Origin of the sequence: Hyalangium ruber (genome assembly GCF_034259325.1) — a bacterium.
GTDB lineage: Bacteria > Myxococcota > Myxococcia > Myxococcales > Myxococcaceae > Hyalangium_A > Hyalangium_A rubrum.
Genome location: NZ_JAXIVS010000014.1, coordinates 36,914 through 57,160 on the forward strand (window position 1 = coordinate 36,914; position 20,247 = coordinate 57,160).

Consider the following 20,247-nt stretch of genomic DNA (forward strand, 5'->3'; position numbering starts at 1 on the left):
TCGTCCAGGAGGCGCGCAGATGGAGAAGGTGTGGCTGAAGCACTACCCCGAGGGGATGCCGAGCGAGATCGACCCGCGTGAGTACCCGTCCCTGGTGCATCTGCTGGAGGAGTCGTTCCAGAAGCATGCCTCGCGCCGCGCCTTCGTCTGCATGGACAAGGCGTTGACCTATGGCGAGCTCGACCGACTGTCGCGCCAGCTCGGCGCCTGGCTTCAGTCGCGTGGGCTGCAGCCCAAGGCGCGCGTGGCCCTCATGATGCCCAACGTCCTGCAGTACCCGGTCGCCCTGGCCGCGGTGCTGCGCGCGGGCTACACCGTGGTCAACGTCAACCCGCTGTACACCCCGCGCGAGCTCGAGCACCAACTGAAGGACAGCGGCGCCGAGGCCATCATCCTCCTGGAGAACTTCGCGGGTACCCTCCAGAAGGTGGTGGACACGACGGCGGTCCGCCACGTGGTGGTGGCCAGCATGGGCGACCTGCTGGGAGGCGTGAAGGGCACGATCGTCAACTTCGTCGTGCGCAACGTGAAGAAGCTGGTACCCGCCTGGTCCCTGACCGGCCACATCCGCTTCAACACGGCCTTGTCGGAGGGCCAGGCGCTGTCCCTCCAGAAGGTGGAGCTGAAGCCCGAGGACGTGGCCTTCCTCCAGTACACCGGCGGAACCACGGGCGTGTCCAAGGGGGCGACGCTGCTGCACCGCAACGTGGTCGCCAACGTGCTCCAGTCCGAGGCGTGGATGCAGCCCTCGCTGCGCAAGGGCGCTCCCATCGAGCAAATCATCACCATCACCGCGCTGCCGCTGTACCACATCTTCGCGCTCACGGTGTGCTGCATGCTGGTCATGCGCAGCGGCGGAATGGCCGTGTTGATTCCCAACGCGCGCGACATCCGCTCGCTCATCCGCGACATCCGCAAGTGGAAGTTCCACATGCTGCCGGCGGTCAACACGCTCTACAACGCGCTGCTCCACCACCCGGAGTTCGACACGGTGGACTTCTCCCAGCTGCGGGTGGCCAACGGCGGTGGCATGGCGGTGCAGGAGGCGGTGGCCCGCAAGTGGTTGGAGCGCACGAAGTGTCCCATCGTCGAGGGGTATGGCCTCTCGGAGACCTCTCCGACGGTCTCCTGCAACCCGACCGACACCGACAGGTTCACGGGCACCATCGGCTTGCCCGTGCCGTCCACCGAGCTCGAGCTGCGTGACGATGACGGCAAGCCCGTGCCGCTCGGCGAGCCTGGGGAGATCTGCGTTCGTGGCCCGCAGGTGATGGCCGGCTACTGGAACCAGCCGGGCGAGACCGCTCGGGTCATGTACGCGGATGGCTTCCTGAAGACGGGAGACATCGGCGTCATGGATGAGCGCGGCTATACGAAGATCGTCGACCGAAAGAAGGACATGATCCTCGTGTCCGGCTTCAACGTCTTCCCGAATGAAATCGAGGGCGTGGTGGTCGAGTGTCCGGGAGTGCTGGAGGCGGCGGCCGTCGGCGTGCCGGACGAGCACTCCGGCGAGGTGGTCAAGCTGTTCGTCGTCAAGCGCGACCCGGCGCTGACCGAGCAGACCGTTCGGGAGTTCTGCAAGGAGCGACTGACTGGCTACAAGCGCCCGAAGCACATCGAGTTCCGCTCCGAGCTGCCGAAGACGAACGTGGGGAAGATCCTCCGCCGCGAGCTGAAGGAGAAGAAGTCGGCGTGAGCGGGGCAGCCAGGGAGGACTCGCTCCAGAGGGTAGGAGCCGAGTCCTCCCCGTGCCGCCGTTACGCCGGACTCAGCGGATCCGCTGGTTGACGAGGATCCGCGTGGGTCACTCCGTCGGTGTGTCGAACGCTCGGCCTCCGAAGGAGGGCCGCGCCATGATTTCCCGCGCCAGACGGTCGCTGAAGGCGCTCCCCTCGCGGGCGTACGCCTCGGCCTCTTGCGAGGTGAGGCGTACCCGCACCGAGGTCATGGCGATGCCGCCGACCACCACCTCGATGAGCAGCGCCCCCTCCTCCTCGCGCAGCACGCGATAGAGGAGCGGGCTCTGGTAGAGGACCTGCTCCCGGCTCACTTGATCTCCGTCACCTGGGCCTGGTTGACGGGCGCGTTGATGACCATCACCTCCGGCACGCCGCCCGAGGTGTAGCCGCCGAACTTGAAGCAGTCGGTGTCCTCGGCGGTCTGGCACTTCCAGACGCCCGGATCGCTGTCCACCGGCAGCCGCGCGCAGCTGCCCGAGGCGTTCAGGTCCAGCGTCATCATTCGCAGCGGGCCCTCGAAGTTCTTCGCGGGCAGCCCGAGCGCCTGGCCCAGCACCTCGGGCGCGTGCGTGTCGCCCGTCTTCGACTTGTTCACGGCGTCCGTGATGACGGCCGTCGGAGCGGCGAACAGGTAGCAGCCGGTGTCGTCACAGCGCCCGAAGTTCGTCGCGCCCGTCGCCACGACGTACTTCTGATAGAGGTCCTCCTTCATCAGCCACGACACCTTCATGTCGGGGAAGTTCTTCGCCAGGTGCTGCTCGATGCCGTACGGCTGGGCGCGCTGATCGGCCTCCTTGGAGATCTCGGCCTGGCGCGTGTCACACGCCGCCAGGGCGGGAGGCGGCGTCGGCTGCGTGGGGGCGGGCTCGACGTGCTTGCAGCCGACGACGAGCAGACAGCTGAGGAGAAGGTTTCGGACCATCCAGTTCATGGGAAAAACCTCGATTGAAGCGGGTGATGTGGCGGCGGCCCCTTTAATCGATATTCCCAGGCGCCTCGCGGATTTGTTACGCAGCGCACGCGGGGATGGTAGTTGCTCCCCTGCGACGGTCGTCTCTGGTACTTCCGTCCTGCGCACCCCTCACATGGAGCATGTGAACATGGCAAACGCCAAGGTCTTCTTCGATATCTCGATTGGTTCCAAGCCCGCTGGCCGCATCGTCATCGAGCTCTTCTCGGACGATGTCCCCAAGACGGCCGAGAACTTCCGCGCCCTCTGCACGGGCGAGAAGGGCATCGGCCAGCAGGGCGTTCCGCTGCACTACAAGGGCTCGAGCTTCCACCGCGTCATCCCCCAGTTCATGTGCCAGGGCGGTGACTTCACCGCTGGCAATGGCACCGGCGGCGAGTCCATCTACGGCGAGAAGTTCGCGGACGAGAACTTCAAGCACAAGCACACCGCCCCGGGCTTCCTGTCGATGGCCAACGCGGGTCGCAACACGAACGGCTCGCAGTTCTTCCTCACCACCGTCGCCACGCCCTGGCTCGACGGCAAGCACGTCGTGTTCGGCAAGGTCATCGAGGGCATGGACGTCGTGAAGCAGATCGAGTCGGTGGGCTCGCCGTCGGGCACCACTCGGCAGCAGGTCAAGATCGAGGACAGCGGGCAGCTCTGAGTCGGTTCCTCGGTTCGTCGTGTCAGGGCCCACCTGTGCCTGGTGCGCGGGTGGGCCTTTGCACGGGCGCACGGGCTGGGGCGCAGGTCGCGGGTCCCTCGTCTCGGCGCGGGGCCCCCCGTCAGCGGACGGGTCCTCCCGCGCCGGCCGTCCCGCTCTCCCTCGGCTCACGGACCCTCGTCACTCAGTGGGTTCGCGCTTCCCTCGGGCTCGCTCCCGCCAAAGCTGTCTGGTTGTCTGACAGGTTCGGATGGACCCGCACTGGCTGCGTGCTTCCAGGGGGCTGATCAGGTTTCGACGGAGCCGGTGAGGATGCCCGCCAGCGCTCCCTCTTGGGTTCGGCCAACGACGAAGACGGAGATTTGTCCATCCACGGAGCCGCGGTGGGCTTCTCCGAAGCGGATGACCCGCAGCTCCTGGAGGTGCTCTTCCAGTGCCTGACGAATTTGGCTCCACTGGCTCGCGTACTTCCCCGACTCTGGATCGCTTGGGTCCGCGACCTCGGTGCGGCGGGCCAGGAAGTCTCCGGCGCTCTTGACCTCCACTGCCTTCTCGGCGAGCCGCGGCAGGGGCGTGGGGCTGAGGAACACGTCGGTCCTCCCGTCGTGCTTTGCCGAGAGCCACGTCACCACCGCCTCGGGGGTCACCTCCGTGACTCGGGCCTCCGGCGCGGACACGAAGACGACCCTCGCGTCGCTCTCGCTGATGAACACCAGGCCTTCGGCCGCCTTCTCCACTTCCTTCCGCAGCTTCTCCAGCGCCTCTGCTGACATGGTGCCCTCATGGCCGGGTGACGGCGGGGATGCTAACGCGACCACGCCAGCCGCGACGTCCGTCACCCGAGCGTGGTGAAGCGGACGTCTTGGGCCCGGGCGTCGGCGGCGGCGAAGGAGAGGAGCCGTGCGCCCTCCTCGGTCAGGGCCGTGCGCTCCGGCTTGGACAGGCGCCGGAAGGGCTCGATGCGCAGGGTGGCTGTGTCGCGGTGGCGCTGGAGCTTCCAGATTCCGTGGACGAAGCCATCCACGAGCACGGTGCCGGGGACCAGGCCGTTCGCCGTTCCGATGCGCTTGCGGTTGTCCTCGGAGATGACGCGGGTCCGGTCGGCGTGGGAGAGGAGCAGGTTGTCGTACTCGGGCAGGAAGCGGATCGGAGCCGGGGTGTCCGGGTCGGGCCGGGGCGCGCCGGGCAGATCCCACAGCTCGTGGCCGTGCTCGTCCCGGAAGGCGCGCAGGCGCGGCCGGAGTCGCTCGGTCACCTCGCGCAGGCCGGTGAGGCCCGACCATGTCTGGAGGTCTTTCACGGTGGCCGGGCCGAACGCGGCCAGGTACCGGCGGACCAGCGTGTCCGGCGAGGTGTCGGAGCCGAGGGGACGGCCGAGCCAGGCTTCGGCGGTGGTGGAGGTGGCCTGCCCGCTCTCGCCCCAGAGGCCGCGAGGAGGCACCTGGACCAGCGGCAGCAGGTTGCGGAGCGCGTAGGCGAGGGAGGCACCGTCGCGGTCGGGCCACCGCTCCTGCAGCAGCGCACCGAGCTCCGCGTGGGTGCGGGGTTGTTCCTCGAGCAGCGCTCGGCCGGCCGACAGGAGCGCTTCGAGGTCCATGCCCGCGATGCGGCGTCCGTAGGGACTGCCGACGTACAGGCCGCGCTCCAGGACGGGCTGCAGTACGGGGCGCAGCGCCAGACAGTCGCGCGCGGTGACCAGGTGGAGGGTCGCGCGCATCATCGCGAGGCGGACCGCTCGCCGGTCGCTGATCAACCGGGACAGCGCGTCGGGGGTGAATCCCTCCAGGCGTGTCCACAGGCCTATATAAGGTGTGTTGGGTGCCTGGGCCTGCATGCCGACCAGGTGCTCCAGGGTCTTGGCCACGCTCCACTTCTCCCGGCGCAGGAGCAGCTGGCGCTCCAGCGTGGCGCGGTTGAGCGCTCTCTGCGTGAGCACCTCTCCCGCCCCGCCCTTCCCACGAGAGGAGGTGGCCTTCTTCGACGGTCGTGCGGGCATGCGCGGTGTGCTCAGTCTCCCGCGGACTGCACTTTCGCGCCGTCGATGAGCTGGGTGCTCGGTGGGATGGCGGTCTTGGGCAGGTAGTAGGCTTTGCCCTGGTAGCTCAGCTCGTAGGACTTGGGGTGGACGCGCGCCACCTCGATGTAGAGCACCGCTGTCCCGGTGCCGCCGTCTCCCCAGGTGGAGAGGAACGGCAGCCCCTCGCCGCAGCCCACGTAGCGGCCGCGCTCCGCATCCTCATAGCCGAGCACCATGTTGTAGGACTTGCTCGCATCGAAGCTTCCCCCCGGCCAGCCGCAGAGCTTGCGGCCCTGGAAGGACAACCCCTGGCCATCGAGCACGAAGGCGGGGGTGCCCTTCAGGTCCTTGCTGCTGTAGGCGCTCAGCTTGGGGGGCTGGCTCCCATCGGTGATGAAGAGGTATTTGCGCCCCTTCACCAGCACCGTGCGAGGGCCCTCCGCGGCCCACGTGGCTGGTGCGAGCAGGAGGGCGAGGAGTCCCAGCAGAGGTCCGTAGCGCATGACCCAGGAGGATAGCCTTCCCGGGCTTCTCTGACACAGCAGCGGCAGTGCCTCAGTGGCTCCCGGCGTGCGCGGGGGCGGGCGTGCCTCGGACGGAGGCCACCTGCCCCACCATCTTGCCCACCTCGTGCTCGCGCACGCGGAGCAGCGGACCGGGCAGCAGCCCTCCCACGAAGACCAGCGCGAACAGCCCGAGGGCCGCGACGCGCTCACGCGGGAGTAGGTCCTCCACCGTGTCCAGCAAGCTCTTCTGCTCCTGCGACACTCCGCCCAGGAACGTCTTCTGGAAGGCTCGGAAGAGCGTGATGGCGCAGATGGCCGTCGTCAGCAGCAGCGGCAGTGCCACCAACGGGTGCGCCTCCAGCACGCCGTGGAGCAGCAGATCCTCCCCCACGAAGCTCAGCGTCCCCGGGAAGCCCACCGTCGCGAAGCTCAGCAGGAAGAAGAACGTCGCCATCCGGGGCGCCTTGCGCACCAGCCCTCCCAGCCGCGTCATGTCCGTGGTCCCTGTTCTCGCGCCCAGCGCCTCCACCACCAGCTTCAGCCCCGTCAGCGCCACCCCCGCCGCCACGCTCTGCAGCAGCACTCCCGCCACGCTCTGCGTGTTCATCGTCGCCAGCCCCGCCAGCATCAGCCCCGACTGGCTCACCAGCAGGAAGCCCACCGTGCGGCGCAGATCCACCTGCGCCAGCGCCAGCACCGCGCCGTACAGCCCGCAGAACAGCCCCACCGCTCCCAGCATCGTCTCACCCGCAGCCCAGGCCTCCGGCAGCAGCGGAATCACCACCCGCACCAGCAGGAACAACCCCGCATGCACGTTCACCAGCAGCAGGCTCAGTCCGAACGGCCCCCGCCCCATCAACACCGGCAGCCATGAGTGGAAGGGCACCACCGCCATCCGCACGCACGCCGCCAACAGCAGCAGCCCGAACACCACCGTCTGCCACGAGCCCGGCACCCCGCGCGCCATCAGCCCCGCCAGCTCGAACGGTGCCTCCACTCCCGAGCGCCAGCCCAGCACGCCCAGCAGCACCGTCACTCCCAGCAACGGCAGCGTGCCCGCGAGCATGTACGTCCGGAAGGTCAGCAGCGTCCGGGACTCCGGTCGCGCCCGCGCGCTCCGGGAGACGAGGACTCCGGCCGGAATCAGCGTGGCCACCCAGAAGGCGGACAGCAGCGCCAGGTCCTGTGCGCAGAAGAAGCCCAGCGTCGCGCTCTCGGTGAGCAGCAGCACCGCCAGCGTGTGTCGGTCCAACGCCTGCCGAGGCCCCGCCGCCACCAGGCACAGGGTGAGCAACGCCGTGAGCGACAGTGCCACCACGCTGGCGCCATCCACGCCCAGCTGGAGCAGGATGCCCAGCCCTGGCACCTGGCCCCACGTGTCCACGAGCTGCGGCCCGGGCGCTCCGCTCCGGAACAGCACGATCGCCAGGCCCGCCAACGCCAGGGTCAGCGCCACCACGCCGACGGACACCTGACGGGCCCGCGCCGGCTGGCGGACCCACGACAGCGCCACCGCGCCCAGCGCCGGCAGCACCACGAGCATCGAGAGAAGAGGAAGAGAAGTCATCGGTCTCACACCGTTCCTGTCGACTCGTCACTCGACGAGCCATTGGACGCCAGCACCTTGGGCTCCGGAGTAGCGCGAGCCCCGGTCTTCGGCGACCAGCCGCTCAGCGCGCCCACCCAGTACCGCTCCGCCTTGTCGATCCACTGCCCCACCTGGAGCAGCGGCCGCATCGCCCAGCTCTCGTGCAGCACCTCCAGGGCGAAGCGCTCCAGCGCCAGCCGGTAGAGCCGCCGCACCAGGCCCTCGGGCAGCGCGCGGTGGACCATCGCCACCGACGGAGCCTGGGCCGTCTGGAGCGCCGACCGCCGCGCCATGACCTCGCGCAGCGCCGACGGAGCCCGCAGCAACTGCAGGCAGCGCAGGCAGGCGTGGGCCACCAGATGGACCAGCGCCAGCCGGTAGAAGCCCAGCCCCACCTCGGCGAAGATCAACCCCACCTGCGTGAGCACCCCGTACGCCAACGCGCTCTTCACGTCCGTCTGCACGCGCCAGGCGAGCGTGGCGTGGACCGCCGTCACCAGCCCCACGCCCACCAGCGCGATGGACACCACCGGAGAGGCCGCGAGGAGCGGCGCGGTCCGCAGCAGCAGGTACACACCCGCGTGGACCGAGAGCGCTCCATAGAAGAGGGCGCTCGAGGGCGTCGGGCCCTCCATCGCTCGCGGCAGCCAGCTGCTGAAGGGGAACTGCGCCGACTTGCCCATGGCCGCCAGCACCAGGCACAGCCCCAGCACCGTCATGGGTACAGCCCCCGCCGTCACCATCGGGCCCGGCCATGGCTTGTCCCCGAGCGCTCCCGCCCACTCGGCCGTCCCCAGCCAGTGGTGCAGCAGCACCGCGCCCACCAGCAGCCCCATGTCGCACAGCCGGTAGATGGTGAACGCCCTCAACCCCGAGCGCACCGGCGTCGTCCGCTCCTGGAAGAAGGCGATCAGCAGGGCCGAGGTGAGCCCCACCAGCTCCCAGCCGACGAAGAGCAGGTCCACGCTCCCGGCCGACACCAGCAGCAGCATCCCCGTGGCGAACAGCGCCAGCAGCAGGAAGAAGCGCGCGAAGCCCGCCTCCCGGTGCAGGTAGTTCACCGAGAACCGGCCGATGAGCAGGGTGATGACGCTGCCCAGCACCATCATCGTCACCGACAGCCGATCCAGCAGGAAGGACACCTCGAAGGTGTAGCCCCCGGTGGAGAACCAGGGGCCCACGTCCACCACCAGCACGTCCTTGTGGAGGACCCACAGGCCTACCGCCGTCCCCACCGAGCCCAGCAGCGAGAGCCACAGCGAGCCGATGACCCAGCGCGACACCGTGCGCTCGCTCGGGGCGCGGTACATCAACATGGCGCAGCCCAACAGCAGGAAGGCCAGCGCCGGCCACAGCGGCACGGAGGTGGCCAGCAGCCCCACCTCGAAATCACGGAGCTGCATGGACGGAACCCTCGGAGCGAAGTGAGGGAGCCCGGGTCCGCTTCGCGGCCGGCTCCAGAGTGGTGTCGATCAACGCCGGAGGCAGGAAGTCCCGATGCCCGCGGTACCACTCGGGCGAGGAGGCCACCACCGGCAGCGGCGCCTCGGGCGGAGTCTCGGGCTGGAAGCCCTTGGGCGTGAAGCGCTGCATGGCCCCTGTCTGGGGGTCCATGCTCACCAGCTGCACCCACCCGTTGCCGATCAGCTCGCGCAGCTCGCGCTGGCGCTCGTAGATGCCGCCCAGCACCGCCACGCTCGCCTCCACGACGATGAGCAGGCGCACCGGCTCGTGGATCTCGATCATCTGCCGGGGCAGCCCGGTGCGCAGATCGCTCTCCACCCCGTCCATCACCCCGAGCATGCCGGTGAGGTTGTGCGGCAGCTTGGTGCCACACCCGTAGCGGTCATTGTCGACGCAGGAGAAGTAGTACTCCAGGTTGATGCCCGCGCCCACCGGCCCCACCGCCGCCAGGATGCGCTCCAGGATGGAGCCCGTGGCGTCCACCGTCGCGTCGTACGACACGAGGAACGAGCGCCGGTCCAGGAAGAGCCCCCGCGACAGCGCGCGGCGGCCGACGATGCAGGCCGCGTTGGTGACGTGGCCGAGCTCCGGCCGCGCCTGGCTCAGGTCCACCGCGCGCTCCTCCACGTGCCGCAGCGCCGCGGCGGGCGAAAGAGTCAGCGGCGCGGACTCGAAGCGGCGGCAGCGCTCGTGCGCCGAGAGCATCCGCGACCGGTCCATCATCTGACGGAACTCCGCCAGCTCTCCCCGCAGCGCCTCGGGGACGTGCTCGGTGTCGAAGAGCGGCACCTCGTCGGTGGTGGTGTTGTGCAGCCCGCCGATGAAGAAGGTGGTGTCGGGGATATGGATGCCGCGCGCGCGCAGCTTCGCCCGCACCTCGGGCCGGTTGGCCATCTCCGCGAAGAGGCGCGCGTTGGGGCCACCGTGCCGGCCTCCGCAGGCGCCGCAGTCATAGGCCGACTGGTGCGGGTTGTTGACGCTGATCGCCCCGTGGCCCAGCAGCACCACCAGCGGGGCGAAGTTCTTCACCAGCCCCACGTTCTCCAGCGTGGCCGCCACCCGGTCCGCCTGCTCGGCCACCGTGAAGCCCGTGGGCTTCTGGTCCGCCGGCGTGAGGTGTTCGTCCGGGCGCAGGCTCGTCAGCACCGTGCGCGGGCTGGGCAGCATCTTCCGCGAGAGCGCGCGACGCGCCCGGTCCACCGTGTGCGGGAAGAGCAGGTGCAGCGGCAGCAGCAGCGCCGAGAGCAGCCCCAGCAGCGGCGTCAGCAGCCAGCCGAACTCCAGCGAGTGCGAGCCGCTGTGCAGCCAGTGGTCCACCCTGCCCCACAGCGCGCGCAGCCTCGCGCGGGCCTGGCCCTGGTGTCCGTGCTCCGGGTGCGGGTGCTCCACCACCTGGTGCTTGGGCGTGACGACCACCGGGCACAGGGCGGCGAGGTTCGCGTCGTCCAGGCCCCGGTAGTCCACCGCCACGCCGAAGAAGCCCGCCACGCCGAACGTCTCGTGCCGGGGGCTGAGCTCTTCGAAGTGCCGGCGGAAGCCCTCCTCCCGGTCGTCGATGCAGAAGAGCACCTGGAAGCGCGGGTCGCTCACCGTGCGCAGCGACTCCGGGCGGCTCCGGTTCCGCGCGAGGCCCTGGAGCACGTCCATCCGGTAGTGGTGCTCATAGGCCTCCTGCCACACCCGGCGGCGCGACGTGGCGTCGAAGGCCTCGAGCCACGCCAGCAGGGCCAGGCGCCGCGAGAGCGGAGAGTCCGCCACGTCCATGGCCGTCATCCCCGCCAACTGCACGAACTGGAAGAAGCGCCAGCTCCCCTCCTCCGCCGGGCGCTCCAGCGCGGAGGCGTGCTGCGGAGCCGAGCGCCGGGCGTGCTCCAGCAGCCCCGCCAGCGGGCCGGTGTAGCCCAGGCGCCGCCGCGCCACGTCGCGCAGGGCGAAGCGCTCCAGCGTCAGGCGCACCGCCAGGAAATCCATCAGCGAGGCTGGCGGAGAACCCACGGGGCGGTCCGCCGGGTTGTTCTCCAGCCGGCTCATCATCCCCGCCCAGCCGGGCAGCGCGAGCAGCACGCGCTCGAGGGCCGCGTCCCACCGCGCCTCGGGGATGCCCAGCTCGTCAAGCGCCGCCAACACCACGTCCCGGGCCGACAGGTGCTGGGCCTCGGCCTGGGCGAGCTCCTTCTCCAGCCCGCCCAGCCACGAAGGCAGCACGCCGCTGCCCCGCAGCTTCATGGCGCGCCAGGCGAGATAGAGCCCCTGCTCACGGTCGGGCATGCCCCAGTGCGCCACCCCCTGGTCGAGGAAGGCCGAGCACGCGCGAATGAGGTGCGGGTGGACCAGGTCCGCCACGTCCTCGCCCGTCACGTCCCGCAGCACCTCGCGGTGGCTGCGCGCCCGCTCCGGCTTGTCCGCGTGGGACGGCGCCTGGAGCAAGGGCGCGCGGCAGGCGGCCCACAGGGCGCTCACCGTGAAGGCCTCGGGGTCGCGGCTCAGCCGCTCCTGGAGCGAGGGCAGGCTGCCATCACCGCCAAAAGCCGCCGCCAGCGCCTGCAAGCCCACCGTCGCCTCCGCCGCCAGCCACGCCTCCTCCGTGACGGTGGGGCTGGCGGCGCGGCTGATCCGCTCCTTCACCCGCGCCAGGTAGGCCTGGGTGTCCGCCTCCGGAATGCCCATCCGGTCCAGCGCATCCGAGCGCGACAGCGCGGGCTGGGAGGCCGCGGCCACGTGGAGGCTCGCCTCCAGCGCGGGGCCCAGCAGGGCCATCGCCAGGTCCGTCATCGTCCAGTCGCGGCCCACGCGGTGCATCCACGCGCGCAGGCCCTCGGTGGAGCGCTGGAGCAGCCGCGTCCGCGTGGCCTCGGGCATGTCCGGGCGCAGCCGCTGCGAGGCGGCCAGCTCCGACATCCGCCAGCGCAGCGAGGCCGCCGTATCCACCGGCAGCGGGTAGAGCAGCGCCAGCTTCTCCAGCTCCCGGCGCGCCAGCGGCCCCGGAGAGCTCTCCACTCCCGGCTCGCTCGCGGCCCGCTCGGTCAGCGCCGCCTCCAGGTCCGCATCGGTGATGCGCCCCTGCTGGTACAGCTCGCGGTAGCGCGACTCGGGCAGGTAGGACTCCGTGCCGAAGTGCTCGCTCGCCGCCGCCAGCGCCTCGTGGAACGGCAGGTGCTGGAAGGCGTGCAGCGTGTTGTGATGGACGAAGACCCCGATGGGGCCCTGCACCGGGAGCAGGTGGGCCGCGTGCGCCAGCGCCTGGCTCAGCCGCTGGCCTCGGTCCGTCGTGGGGGTGTGCTCACCTGGGGGGTGTGGTTGATTCATGACGTCCTACTCAGGAGGTAAGGCCGAGGTTGGCGCCCGCCGGCTTCTTGCGCGCGGCGAGCGGGTGCTCGGAGAGGCTCCGGTGCTGCTCGAGCCCCAGGATTCGGAAGTGGCGGCCCTGCTGGGCGAACTCGTGCTCCAGCTCGTGCAGCCGCTCCATGGTCGTGTGGTCCACCAGCCGCGCGTGCGACAGGTCCAGCTCCACGTGCGTGGCGCCCGACTGCTGCAGCAGGTGCTTCTTGATGGTGAGGTAGTTGGTGAAGACGGCCGCGTGCCGCACCCGCAGCACCACCCGTCCCTCGCCATGGTGCGTTTCAATCTCCGGCCGGAACAGGCTGCCCATCGGCGCCCCGTTGAACAGGTGCACCACCGTCTTCAGCGCGATGCCCGCCGCCACGCCCACCAGCAGGTCCGTGGCCAGCGTCACCACCAGCGTGAAGGTGAAGATGACGAGCTGCTCGGCGCCGATGCGGAACGTCTTCACGAACTCGCTCGGCGAGGCCAGGCGAACGCCGGTGAAGATGAGCATGGCGGCCAGCGCGGCCAGGGGAATGCGGTGGATGAGCATCGGCGCGAACGCCACGAAGAGCAGCAGGAACAGGCCGTGGAAGAAGTTCGACAGCCGGCTCTTGGCCCCATAGGTGATGTTGGCCGAGCTGCGGACGATCTCGGAGATCATCGGCAGGCCGCCCAGCAGGCCGCAGATGAGGTTGCCCACGCCCGTGGCGAGCAGGTCCTTGTCCAGGTCCGAGCGGCGCTTCTGCGGGTCCAGCATGTCCACGGCCTTGGCGCTCAGCAGCGACTCGATGCTACCCACCAGGGCGAACATCGCCACGTACTTGAGGGAAACCCCCGACAGCACGTCGGAGAAGTCCGGGAAGGTGATGGCGGAGAGCAGGTTGCCCGGCAGGTTCACCAGGAAGCTGGGGCCCACCGTGTAGACGTGCTGCGACCAGGTGAAGGTGTGCTCATGGTCCAGGTCGAAGAAGAGCCCCATGGGCACGGCCGCCATCAACACCAGCAGCGGCGCCGGCACCCGCTTGAGCACCGCCACCCGCTTGCTCAGGAACAGGTGGCCGAAGATGAGCACCAGGCTGACGAGCCCGATGAGGGCGATCTCCGGGTTCATCCGCGACAGGCTCTGGGGAATCTCCGCCAACAGCGCGAACGGCGCCTTGGCCTGGGGCGTGACGCCCAGCAGCGTGTGGGCCTGCTTGGAGAAGATGATGACGCCGATGGCCGCCAACATCCCGTGAACCACCGACGAGGGGAAGAAGTCCCCCAGCTTCCCCGAGCGCAGCACCGCGAAGAGGATCTGCACCACCGCCGCGATGGCGATGGTGGCCAGCGCGCGGCGGTAGCCCAGGCGCATGTCTCCGCCGCCCAGCTCCTGCACCGCGCCGATGGCGATGGCGATGAGGCCCGCGGCGGGCCCCTTGATGGTCAGCCGGGCACTGCCCATCCACGTGGTGAGCACGCCGCCCACCACGGCCGTGAGGATGCCGGCCACGGGCGGAAAGCCGCTCGCCATCGCGATGCCCAGGCACAGGGGCATGGCGATGAGGAACACCAGGAACCCGGAGACGATGTCGCTCTTCCAGGAGGCCGCCCCGGACTCGGACAGGGACGCGGGAGCAGGTGGGAGCTGCGTGAGGTTCGAACCCATGGGTTTTCCTTTGAGGCAAAAGCCGGCCTCGGCGGCGCTGCCTCCCGCGAACGGGCGGCAACCCAGGCCGGTACAGAGAAGGGAGAGAGAGGCGATGGGCTAGCGGTGAGCGATCCGCCGAGCGAGGGCACGGCTCCTGGAGACGTCACCTAACTCCTTGAGCAATCCATGTGCCAGGAGAGACAGGGCGCCGGTTCCAGGGGGAGCCGAGTGTTGGGTGGGGCCGCCGCTCGGGGCACGGTGCCCCAGGCCCCAGAGGGCGGGGGCATTCTGCCCCAACGCACCCTCCCGCCGAGGGAGCCAGCGGGCGACCCGGGCCCCGCTTCCATTGGAGGAGGTTGGTGCGAGTCCCGCGCGTCACGAGATTGAAACGCGAGAGGAGACGCACCATGAGCAGCCGCAAGTACGACCCCTACAAGGGCGGCAAGGAGGCTTCCCAGAAGCCCCCGTTCGCCAGCGACCGTGTCGAGCGAGGGCTCGAGGCCGACGACACCAAGCCCCTCTACGCCGACGCCTCCAAGCACCCCTCGAGCGAGGAGAAGTTCGCCCTCGACAGCGACGCGGAGGTGGGCGGCCGCGTGCCGGACATCCGCAGCCCCATCGACGAGGCGGACGAGCTGGAGCGCGAGCAGCGCGGCCGCGACCGGGCCGAAGAGGAGCAGAGCTAGCCCGCACAGAAAAGCGCCGGCACTCCCTGAGGAGCACCGGCGCTCGAAGAGCCCGCATCCTTATATAGGGAGGGCGGCTACTTCTTCCCAGCGGCGGCCGGGGCACCGGCCCCCGCCACCTCCACCGGGGTGAGCCGGCCGAGGTTCAGCGGGCCCACCTGCGTCCGCACCAGCTCGGGGTCTCCCACGAGGATGATCTGCATCACCGCGGGGTTGAGGTACGCCTCGGCCACGCGCTGCACCTCGGCGGGGGTGGCCTTCTCCAGGCCGGCCACGGTGCGGGCGAACTCATCCATGGGCCGGCGCTTGAAGAAGAGCGCGGCGGCGCTGGCGCCCAGGCCGGACACCGTCTCGAAGCTGCCCGGGTAGGCGCGGATGAGGCCCTCGCGCGCGGCCTCCAGCTCCTGCGAGGTGATGGGGCGGGCCTTGATGTCGGTCAGCTCGCGCATGAACTCGGTGACGGCGGGGCCCGTCACGTTGGCGCGCACCGCGGAGTAGACGGTGAGGGGACCCACGCCCAGGCGCGCGTCGGAGCCCGCGCCCGCGCCGTAGGTGTAGCCCTTGGCCTCGCGCAGGTTCATGTTGAGCCGGCTGCCGAAGAAGCCGCCGAACACGGTGGTGGCCAGCTCCAGCGCGTACTCATCCGAGTGGCCGATGGCGATGCCCGGGCGGCCCACCATGACGAAGGTCTGCTCCAGGCCGGGCTTGGCCACCAGGCGCACCAGCTCGCGCGGAGGCACGGGCGGCGCCGGAGGCACTGGAGGCAGCGCGGCCGCGCCCTTCCAGTCCCCGAAGTGCTTCTGGGCCCACGCCAGCGCCTGCTCCTTGGTGACATCACCCGTCACCACCAGCGCGGCGGCCTTGGGGCCCACCTGCTGCTGGTAGAAGCGCTTCACGTCCTGCAGGGACACCTTCTCCACCGTGGAGGGCACGCCGCCCACCGGGTGCGCGTACGGGTGCTTCTCGCCGAACACCGCCGTGAGGTAGGCCTGCTGCGCCAGGAAGGACGGGCTGCCCATGCGGCGCACGAGGTCCGCCAGCTGCTGCTTCTTGCGCCGCTCGAAGTCCTTCGGGGCGAAGGTGGGCTTGCGCACCACGTCCGAGAGCAGCGCCAGCGCCGGCTCCACGTTGCGCGTGAGCACCCGCACGCCCACGAAGGCGCCGTCCGGGTTGACGCTCACCGAGGGCGACACGCCCAGGTCCGCGAAGGCGTTGTCCAGGGCGATGGTGTCCTTCCCGCCCGCGCCCTCCAGCAACATCTTGTAGGCGATGTCCGAGGCGCCCGCGAGGCCCGCCGGGTCCTGCGCGCTGCCGGCGGCGAAGGCCATGCCCACGTAGACGAGCGGCAGCTGGCGCCGGGTGCTCACCAGCACGGTGAGGCCGTTGTCCAGCCTGGCCTCCTCGAAGGTGGGCAGCACCAGGTCCGGCGGCTTGGCCGGCTGGGGCATCTTCGCGCGGAAGGCCTCGGGGTCCTCCGGCTTGGCGGCCTCGGGCTGGGGCGCGGTGACGGGGGTGGCCTGCTCGGGCTGCGGAGCGGGCTCGGGGGTGGTGGCGCACGCGGTGAGCGCCAGGGTGCAGAGGGCCATCAGAAGGCGGCGCATCACTTGTTCTCCTTCGGCGCGGCGGGGGCCTGCTGTGGGGGCACGGCGTGGAGCACCACGCGGGCGTTGGGCCGCAGCATGTCGTTGGCGAAGCGCTTCACCTGCTCGGGCGTCACCGCCTGGTAGCGCGCCAGGTCCTGCGCCACGTAGCTCGGCTCGCCGATGAAGTGGTTGTAGTTCTGCAGCACGTCCGCCTTGCCGCCGAAGCCGCCGATGGACTGCAGCCCCGCGAGGAACGTCGTGTCATAGCGGGTGCGCGCGCGGTTCACTTCCTCGGCGGTGACGCCGTTCTTGCGAATCTCCTCCAGCACCGCGTCCACCTCCTTCTTCAGCGTGTCGGTAGAGACGCCGGGCCGGGCCACCACCTCGATGGAGAAGACGGACTGGGAGCCCAGGCTCTGCTGCGTGGCGTCCACGCTCTGGGCGATCTGCTTGTCCATCACCAGCCGCTTGTAGAGGCGGCTGGCCTTGCCGGTGGCCAGCACCGTGGCGAGCACGTCCGCGGTGGCATCCCCCTCGCTCAAGTAGGCCGGGCTGTGCCAGGCCAGGGTGAGCAGGGGCAGCGTGGCCACTGTCTCCTCGTGGCGGATGACGGTCTCCTGCGAGAGCTTCGTCGGCGCCACCTGGGGCTTCTCGGGCTTGGGCGCGCTGGGCAGGCTGCCGAAGTACTTCTCCACCAGCGCCTTGGTCTTCGCCACGTCGAAGTCTCCGACGATGGCCAGCGTGGCGTTGGAGGGCGCGTACCACTTGCGGAAGAAGGACTTCACGTCCTCGGGCGTGGCGGCCTCCAGGTCCGCCATCGAGCCGATGACGTCCCCGTGGTACGGGTGCGGCAGCGGGAAGAGCGCGTGCCACATCTTCTCGTGGGCGATGCCGTACGGGGCCGCCTCGGTGCCCTGGCGGCGCTCGTTCTTCACCACCTCCTGCTGCGTGGTGAGCTTCTCCTGGGTGAGCGCGTCGAGCAGGAAGCCCATGCGGTCGCTCTCCAGCCAGAGCGCCGTCTCCAGGTGGTTGCTGGGCACCGTCTCGAAGTAGTTGGTGCGGTCGAAGTTGGTGGTGCCGTTGAGGTCCGTGGCGCCCAGCTGCTCGAGCATGGAGATGTGGACGTCATCGGCCACGTTCTTCGAGCCCTGGAACATCATGTGCTCGAAGAGGTGGGCAAAGCCCGTGCGGCCCTGGGTCTCGTGGTAGGCGCCCACGTGGTACCAGAGGTTCACCGCCACGACGGGCAGCTTGCGGTCCACGGAGAGGATGACCTCCAGGCCGTTCTTGAGCTTGTACTTCTCATGGGGGATGGCGAGCGCCTCGCGACCGGGCTCCAGCGGCTTCGCTTCCTGGGCGAGCGCGGGTAGGCCGAGCGCGAGGACGGCAGCGGCGACAAAGGCTTTCATGCGGGGTACAGGCCTCCTTCGACAAGGCCTCTGCGCTTAGCACGCGCCACCGCCCGCATGGACAAGGAATGCGGTGGGGAAGAACGTCGCGCGTCGGGTGTTGAGCCTTTCCGCCGGCAGGGGGGAGACTGCGGGCATGTCCGTCGCAGACGTGCCCCTCGGGCCGCTCACGCCGCGTTGCGCCACCCACCCCCGAGAGCCCGCGGCCGGCACCTGCTCTCGCTGCGGCGCGTTCTTCTGCGGCGGCTGCGAGCGCTTCATCTTCGGCAAGGTCTACTGCACCGCGTGCTCCCAGCGGCCGGAGATCAACTACCTCAACGAGTTCCGCCTCAAGCACTGGGGACGGCGCGACGGCGGAGTGTGGATGGCGGGCCTCGCCAGCCTGGGACTCGCGGTGGTCGCGGTGCAGGGGCTGACCCACCAGCGGCCATGGCCCGCCCTGCCCTTCCTGGCCTGCGCGGTGGCGGGCGGCGTCTTCTTCCTCGGGCTGCGGTGGGGGCGTGAGGCGCTCATCGCCGTTCCGTTGCTGGGCGCCGTCCTGTCCGCCGTGCGAGGCGATTTCCCGAACGCGGGCTTACTGCTGATCCTCGCCCTGGGCGCCGTCGCCCTCTACTTCAGCCCGCGCATCCGGCTCTTCTTCCGGGTGCCGATTCCCCCGGAGCAGCTTCAGCGGTTGTGGGACCTCTATGAGAACAACCCACGCGCGCGGGACGCGATGAACCTGGGCCTCGCCAGCTTCTTCCTGCCGCTGTTCGCGCCGTTCGCCATCGCCCTGGGCGTGGTGGGACTGCGGCGGGTGAACCCCGACGCGGTGCCGCCCGTGGGCCGCAAGGGACACGCCATCGCCGGCATCGTGATGGGAGTGCTCGCCCTCTCAGGCTGGGTTGCCCTGCTGTTTCCCAGGCTCTATCGGTAGCCTGGCCCCCGCGCGGATCAGCGTGGGCCCGCATGCCTGGCTGGGGAGTTGTCAGCCGATTGAGCGAAAATCGTTGGAGCTAGAAGCACATCGGCAACCTGTGGTTCCTTGCCGGTGATGACTTATTCCGAACTTCTCCTCACGAGCCCTGTTAGCCGTTCGCGACTCAACACTGCTTGCCTGGCGCTGGTCGGCCTGGTGATGACCCTGGCAAGCCCGGTCGCGCTTGCCGCGGATGGAGGCATCGGCGCGCAGAACCGACCGGACCTCTCCTTCGCGGACATCGCGCCCACGCGCATCTTCCACGTGGCGGTGACCGGGCAGGATGGGAACTCCGGTACGGCGGCGAGCCCCTGGCGGACGATCAACTACGCGGTCAAGCGTCTGCGCCCCGGCGAGGCGGCCTACGTCCACGCGGGCACCTACTACGAGCGCGTCGACATCGGCTCGAGCGCGGCGGACGGCACGGCGAGCGCTCCCATCCACTTGATGGGTGCTCCGGGGGAGGCCAAGCCCGTGATTCGCGGCGGCGACTCCAAGAGCGGCTCCATGCTGCGCATCCAGCAGCGCCGCTACTGGGTCGTCACCGGCTTCAACATCCAGGCGGCGGGCTCGCAGGTGCATGGGGTGCGCTTCGAGGGCGCGCGCTACAGCGTGGTGCGCGACTCCGAGGTGTCGGGCGGCACGGGCCCCGTGGGCGTGGTGTTCTACGCGGGCGCCGCGGACCTCGGCTTCCTGCGCAACAAGGTGCATCACTACACCTGGGGCAGCAATGACAGCCACGGCATGCTGGTGCTGCCGGACACCGCGCGCATCCTCATCCAGGGCAACGAGTCCTGGGCCAACGGCGGCGACTCCTTCCAGTGCCAGGGCCCGGACACCACCTCGGGCACCAACCTTCCGACCGACATCACCGTGGAGAACAACCGCTTCCACGAGGACCGGGAGAACGCGGTGGACCTCAAGACGTGTGACCGCGTCACCCTGCGCGGCAACAAGTTCTACGGCTACCGCCCCGCCTCCTCCGCGCCCCAGGGGGCCGCGGTTGTCATCCACTGCTCGGCGCGCCGCATCCTCGTGGAGGGCAACCGCATGTGGAACAACGGCCGAGGGCTGACGCTGGGCGGGGTGATGATCCTTCCCGAGCCGGTGACGGACGTCATCATCCGCCGCAACCTGGTGTTCGACAGCACCACCGCCAGCGGCGGCAGCGGCGACGGCCTGCGCGTGGGTACCAGCCGGCGCGTGCGCATCCACCACAACACGCTGGCCTTCCTGCCCGTGGGCGGAATCACCGTGGGCGATGGCGACAAGGGCCCGGCCGAGGCCGCCGAGGTCTACAACAACATCGTCTACGCCACGCCCCGCGCGATGGACATCCGCCTGACGGGCACCACGAGCTTCAAGTCGGACCGCAACCTGGCGTACCAGCCGGGCGCGACAGTGGCGTTCCGGGTGGACGGGCGCCTCACCACGCTGGACGGGTGGCGCTCGGCGAGCGGGCAGGACCGCTCCAGCAGCGTGGCGGATCCGCTCTTCGTGAGCGAGCCGCGCCTCAATGACTTCTACACCCAGGCGACCTCGCCCGCCCGGGACAAGGCCCTGCCGCTGACCATCCCCTCGCTGCCGCTGAGCGGCACGGTGTGTGGGACGAGCGCGGACCTGGGCATCCTGGAGTCCTGCCTCTAGAAAGACGGCAGCCGTGGTGCCCCAAGGGAAGTGGCACCACGGCTGCCGAGCACCGTTCAGGGCCCGAACACCGGTAT

The 20,247-nt window shown here is 69.9% G+C and carries 16 protein-coding genes; 5 read left to right on the forward strand and 11 right to left on the reverse strand.

The window, feature by feature from the left end:
- Nucleotides 1-19 precede the first annotated feature (19 nt).
- Nucleotides 20-1,699: a long-chain fatty acid--CoA ligase gene (locus SYV04_RS32805; RefSeq protein ID WP_321549929.1), complete on the forward strand. Its 1,680-nt coding sequence runs from the start codon at nucleotides 20-22 to the stop codon at nucleotides 1,697-1,699.
- Between the two features lie 108 nt (nucleotides 1,700-1,807).
- Here SYV04_RS32805 and SYV04_RS32810 read toward each other — a convergent pair whose 3' ends face one another.
- Nucleotides 1,808-2,053, reverse strand: coding sequence for a hypothetical protein (locus SYV04_RS32810; RefSeq protein ID WP_321549930.1), 246 nt, complete (start codon nucleotides 2,051-2,053; stop codon nucleotides 1,808-1,810).
- The gene (locus SYV04_RS32815; RefSeq protein WP_321549931.1) at nucleotides 2,050-2,673 is read right to left on the reverse strand and encodes a hypothetical protein; all 624 of its coding nucleotides are present in this window, start codon (nucleotides 2,671-2,673) and stop codon (nucleotides 2,050-2,052) included. The genes SYV04_RS32810 and SYV04_RS32815 overlap by 4 nt, the downstream gene beginning before the upstream one ends.
- A gap of 169 nt (nucleotides 2,674-2,842) precedes the next feature.
- Between SYV04_RS32815 and SYV04_RS32820 the strand changes: the two genes are divergently transcribed.
- On the forward strand, nucleotides 2,843-3,358 hold the full coding sequence (locus tag SYV04_RS32820; RefSeq protein WP_321549932.1) for a peptidylprolyl isomerase: 516 nt from the start codon (nucleotides 2,843-2,845) through the stop codon (nucleotides 3,356-3,358).
- A gap of 287 nt (nucleotides 3,359-3,645) precedes the next feature.
- On the opposite strand, the gene SYV04_RS32825 is transcribed toward SYV04_RS32820, so the two are convergent.
- The 7 genes from SYV04_RS32825 to SYV04_RS32855 all read right to left on the reverse strand — a co-directional run bounded on the left by SYV04_RS32825 (nucleotide 3,646) and on the right by SYV04_RS32855 (nucleotide 13,905).
- Nucleotides 3,646-4,131: a nuclease A inhibitor family protein gene (locus SYV04_RS32825; protein ID WP_321549933.1), complete on the reverse strand. Its 486-nt coding sequence runs from the start codon at nucleotides 4,129-4,131 to the stop codon at nucleotides 3,646-3,648.
- A gap of 62 nt (nucleotides 4,132-4,193) precedes the next feature.
- Nucleotides 4,194-5,354, reverse strand: a complete 1,161-nt coding sequence (locus SYV04_RS32830; protein ID WP_321549934.1) for a winged helix DNA-binding domain-containing protein — start codon at nucleotides 5,352-5,354, stop codon at nucleotides 4,194-4,196.
- Between the two features lie 11 nt (nucleotides 5,355-5,365).
- Complete coding sequence (locus tag SYV04_RS32835; RefSeq protein ID WP_321549935.1) at nucleotides 5,366-5,878, reverse strand: hypothetical protein; 513 nt, start codon at nucleotides 5,876-5,878, stop codon at nucleotides 5,366-5,368.
- A 52-nt stretch (nucleotides 5,879-5,930) separates the two neighbouring features.
- Nucleotides 5,931-7,448 carry a complex I subunit 4 family protein gene (locus SYV04_RS32840; RefSeq protein ID WP_321549936.1) on the reverse strand — a complete coding sequence of 506 codons (1,518 nt, stop codon included), beginning with the start codon at nucleotides 7,446-7,448 and terminating at the stop codon, nucleotides 5,931-5,933.
- Between the two features lie 5 nt (nucleotides 7,449-7,453).
- On the reverse strand, nucleotides 7,454-8,872 hold the full coding sequence (locus SYV04_RS32845) for an NADH-quinone oxidoreductase subunit 5 family protein (protein WP_321549937.1): 1,419 nt from the start codon (nucleotides 8,870-8,872) through the stop codon (nucleotides 7,454-7,456).
- The gene (locus tag SYV04_RS32850; protein ID WP_321549938.1) at nucleotides 8,859-12,239 is read right to left on the reverse strand and encodes a YbcC family protein; all 3,381 of its coding nucleotides are present in this window, start codon (nucleotides 12,237-12,239) and stop codon (nucleotides 8,859-8,861) included. The genes SYV04_RS32845 and SYV04_RS32850 overlap by 14 nt, the downstream gene beginning before the upstream one ends.
- A gap of 10 nt (nucleotides 12,240-12,249) precedes the next feature.
- On the reverse strand, nucleotides 12,250-13,905 hold the full coding sequence (locus tag SYV04_RS32855; RefSeq protein ID WP_321549939.1) for a SulP family inorganic anion transporter: 1,656 nt from the start codon (nucleotides 13,903-13,905) through the stop codon (nucleotides 12,250-12,252).
- A 389-nt stretch (nucleotides 13,906-14,294) separates the two neighbouring features.
- Here SYV04_RS32855 and SYV04_RS32860 point away from each other — a divergent pair, with 389 nt between their 5' ends.
- Nucleotides 14,295-14,573: a hypothetical protein gene (locus SYV04_RS32860; RefSeq protein ID WP_321549940.1), complete on the forward strand. Its 279-nt coding sequence runs from the start codon at nucleotides 14,295-14,297 to the stop codon at nucleotides 14,571-14,573.
- A 77-nt stretch (nucleotides 14,574-14,650) separates the two neighbouring features.
- Here SYV04_RS32860 and SYV04_RS32865 read toward each other — a convergent pair whose 3' ends face one another.
- Both SYV04_RS32865 and SYV04_RS32870 read right to left on the reverse strand, forming a co-directional pair.
- On the reverse strand, nucleotides 14,651-16,174 hold the full coding sequence (locus SYV04_RS32865; RefSeq protein WP_321549941.1) for an insulinase family protein: 1,524 nt from the start codon (nucleotides 16,172-16,174) through the stop codon (nucleotides 14,651-14,653).
- Entirely contained in the window at nucleotides 16,174-17,565 is a 1,392-nt protein-coding gene (locus SYV04_RS32870) for a M16 family metallopeptidase (RefSeq protein WP_321549942.1), read from the reverse strand. The genes SYV04_RS32865 and SYV04_RS32870 overlap by 1 nt, the downstream gene beginning before the upstream one ends.
- A gap of 136 nt (nucleotides 17,566-17,701) precedes the next feature.
- Here SYV04_RS32870 and SYV04_RS32875 point away from each other — a divergent pair, with 136 nt between their 5' ends.
- Nucleotides 17,702-18,481, forward strand: coding sequence for a DUF4190 domain-containing protein (locus SYV04_RS32875; RefSeq protein ID WP_321549943.1), 780 nt, complete (start codon nucleotides 17,702-17,704; stop codon nucleotides 18,479-18,481).
- Between the two features lie 201 nt (nucleotides 18,482-18,682).
- A complete protein-coding gene (locus SYV04_RS32880; protein WP_321549944.1) occupies nucleotides 18,683-20,170 on the forward strand; it encodes a right-handed parallel beta-helix repeat-containing protein in 1,488 nt (495 codons plus the stop codon).
- The last annotated feature ends 77 nt before the right edge of the window (nucleotides 20,171-20,247 follow it).

Excerpts from the sequence above, each read along its gene's own strand:
- SYV04_RS32805 (WP_321549929.1), top strand. The coding sequence starts at position 20 with ATGGAGAAGGTGTGGCTGAAGCACTACCCCGAGGGGATGCCGAGCGAG.
- SYV04_RS32815 (WP_321549931.1), bottom strand. The coding sequence starts at position 2,673 with ATGAACTGGATGGTCCGAAACCTTCTCCTCAGCTGTCTGCTCGTCGTC.
- SYV04_RS32820 (WP_321549932.1), top strand. The coding sequence starts at position 2,843 with ATGGCAAACGCCAAGGTCTTCTTCGATATCTCGATTGGTTCCAAGCCC.
- SYV04_RS32825 (WP_321549933.1), bottom strand. The coding sequence starts at position 4,131 with ATGTCAGCAGAGGCGCTGGAGAAGCTGCGGAAGGAAGTGGAGAAGGCG.
- SYV04_RS32830 (WP_321549934.1), bottom strand. The coding sequence starts at position 5,354 with ATGCCCGCACGACCGTCGAAGAAGGCCACCTCCTCTCGTGGGAAGGGC.
- SYV04_RS32835 (WP_321549935.1), bottom strand. The coding sequence starts at position 5,878 with ATGCGCTACGGACCTCTGCTGGGACTCCTCGCCCTCCTGCTCGCACCA.
- SYV04_RS32840 (WP_321549936.1), bottom strand. The coding sequence starts at position 7,448 with ATGACTTCTCTTCCTCTTCTCTCGATGCTCGTGGTGCTGCCGGCGCTG.
- SYV04_RS32845 (WP_321549937.1), bottom strand. The coding sequence starts at position 8,872 with ATGCAGCTCCGTGATTTCGAGGTGGGGCTGCTGGCCACCTCCGTGCCG.
- SYV04_RS32850 (WP_321549938.1), bottom strand. The coding sequence starts at position 12,239 with ATGAATCAACCACACCCCCCAGGTGAGCACACCCCCACGACGGACCGA.
- SYV04_RS32855 (WP_321549939.1), bottom strand. The coding sequence starts at position 13,905 with ATGGGTTCGAACCTCACGCAGCTCCCACCTGCTCCCGCGTCCCTGTCC.
- SYV04_RS32860 (WP_321549940.1), top strand. The coding sequence starts at position 14,295 with ATGAGCAGCCGCAAGTACGACCCCTACAAGGGCGGCAAGGAGGCTTCC.
- SYV04_RS32865 (WP_321549941.1), bottom strand. The coding sequence starts at position 16,174 with ATGCGCCGCCTTCTGATGGCCCTCTGCACCCTGGCGCTCACCGCGTGC.
- SYV04_RS32870 (WP_321549942.1), bottom strand. The coding sequence starts at position 17,565 with ATGAAAGCCTTTGTCGCCGCTGCCGTCCTCGCGCTCGGCCTACCCGCG.
- SYV04_RS32875 (WP_321549943.1), top strand. The coding sequence starts at position 17,702 with ATGTCCGTCGCAGACGTGCCCCTCGGGCCGCTCACGCCGCGTTGCGCC.
- SYV04_RS32880 (WP_321549944.1), top strand. The coding sequence starts at position 18,683 with ATGACCCTGGCAAGCCCGGTCGCGCTTGCCGCGGATGGAGGCATCGGC.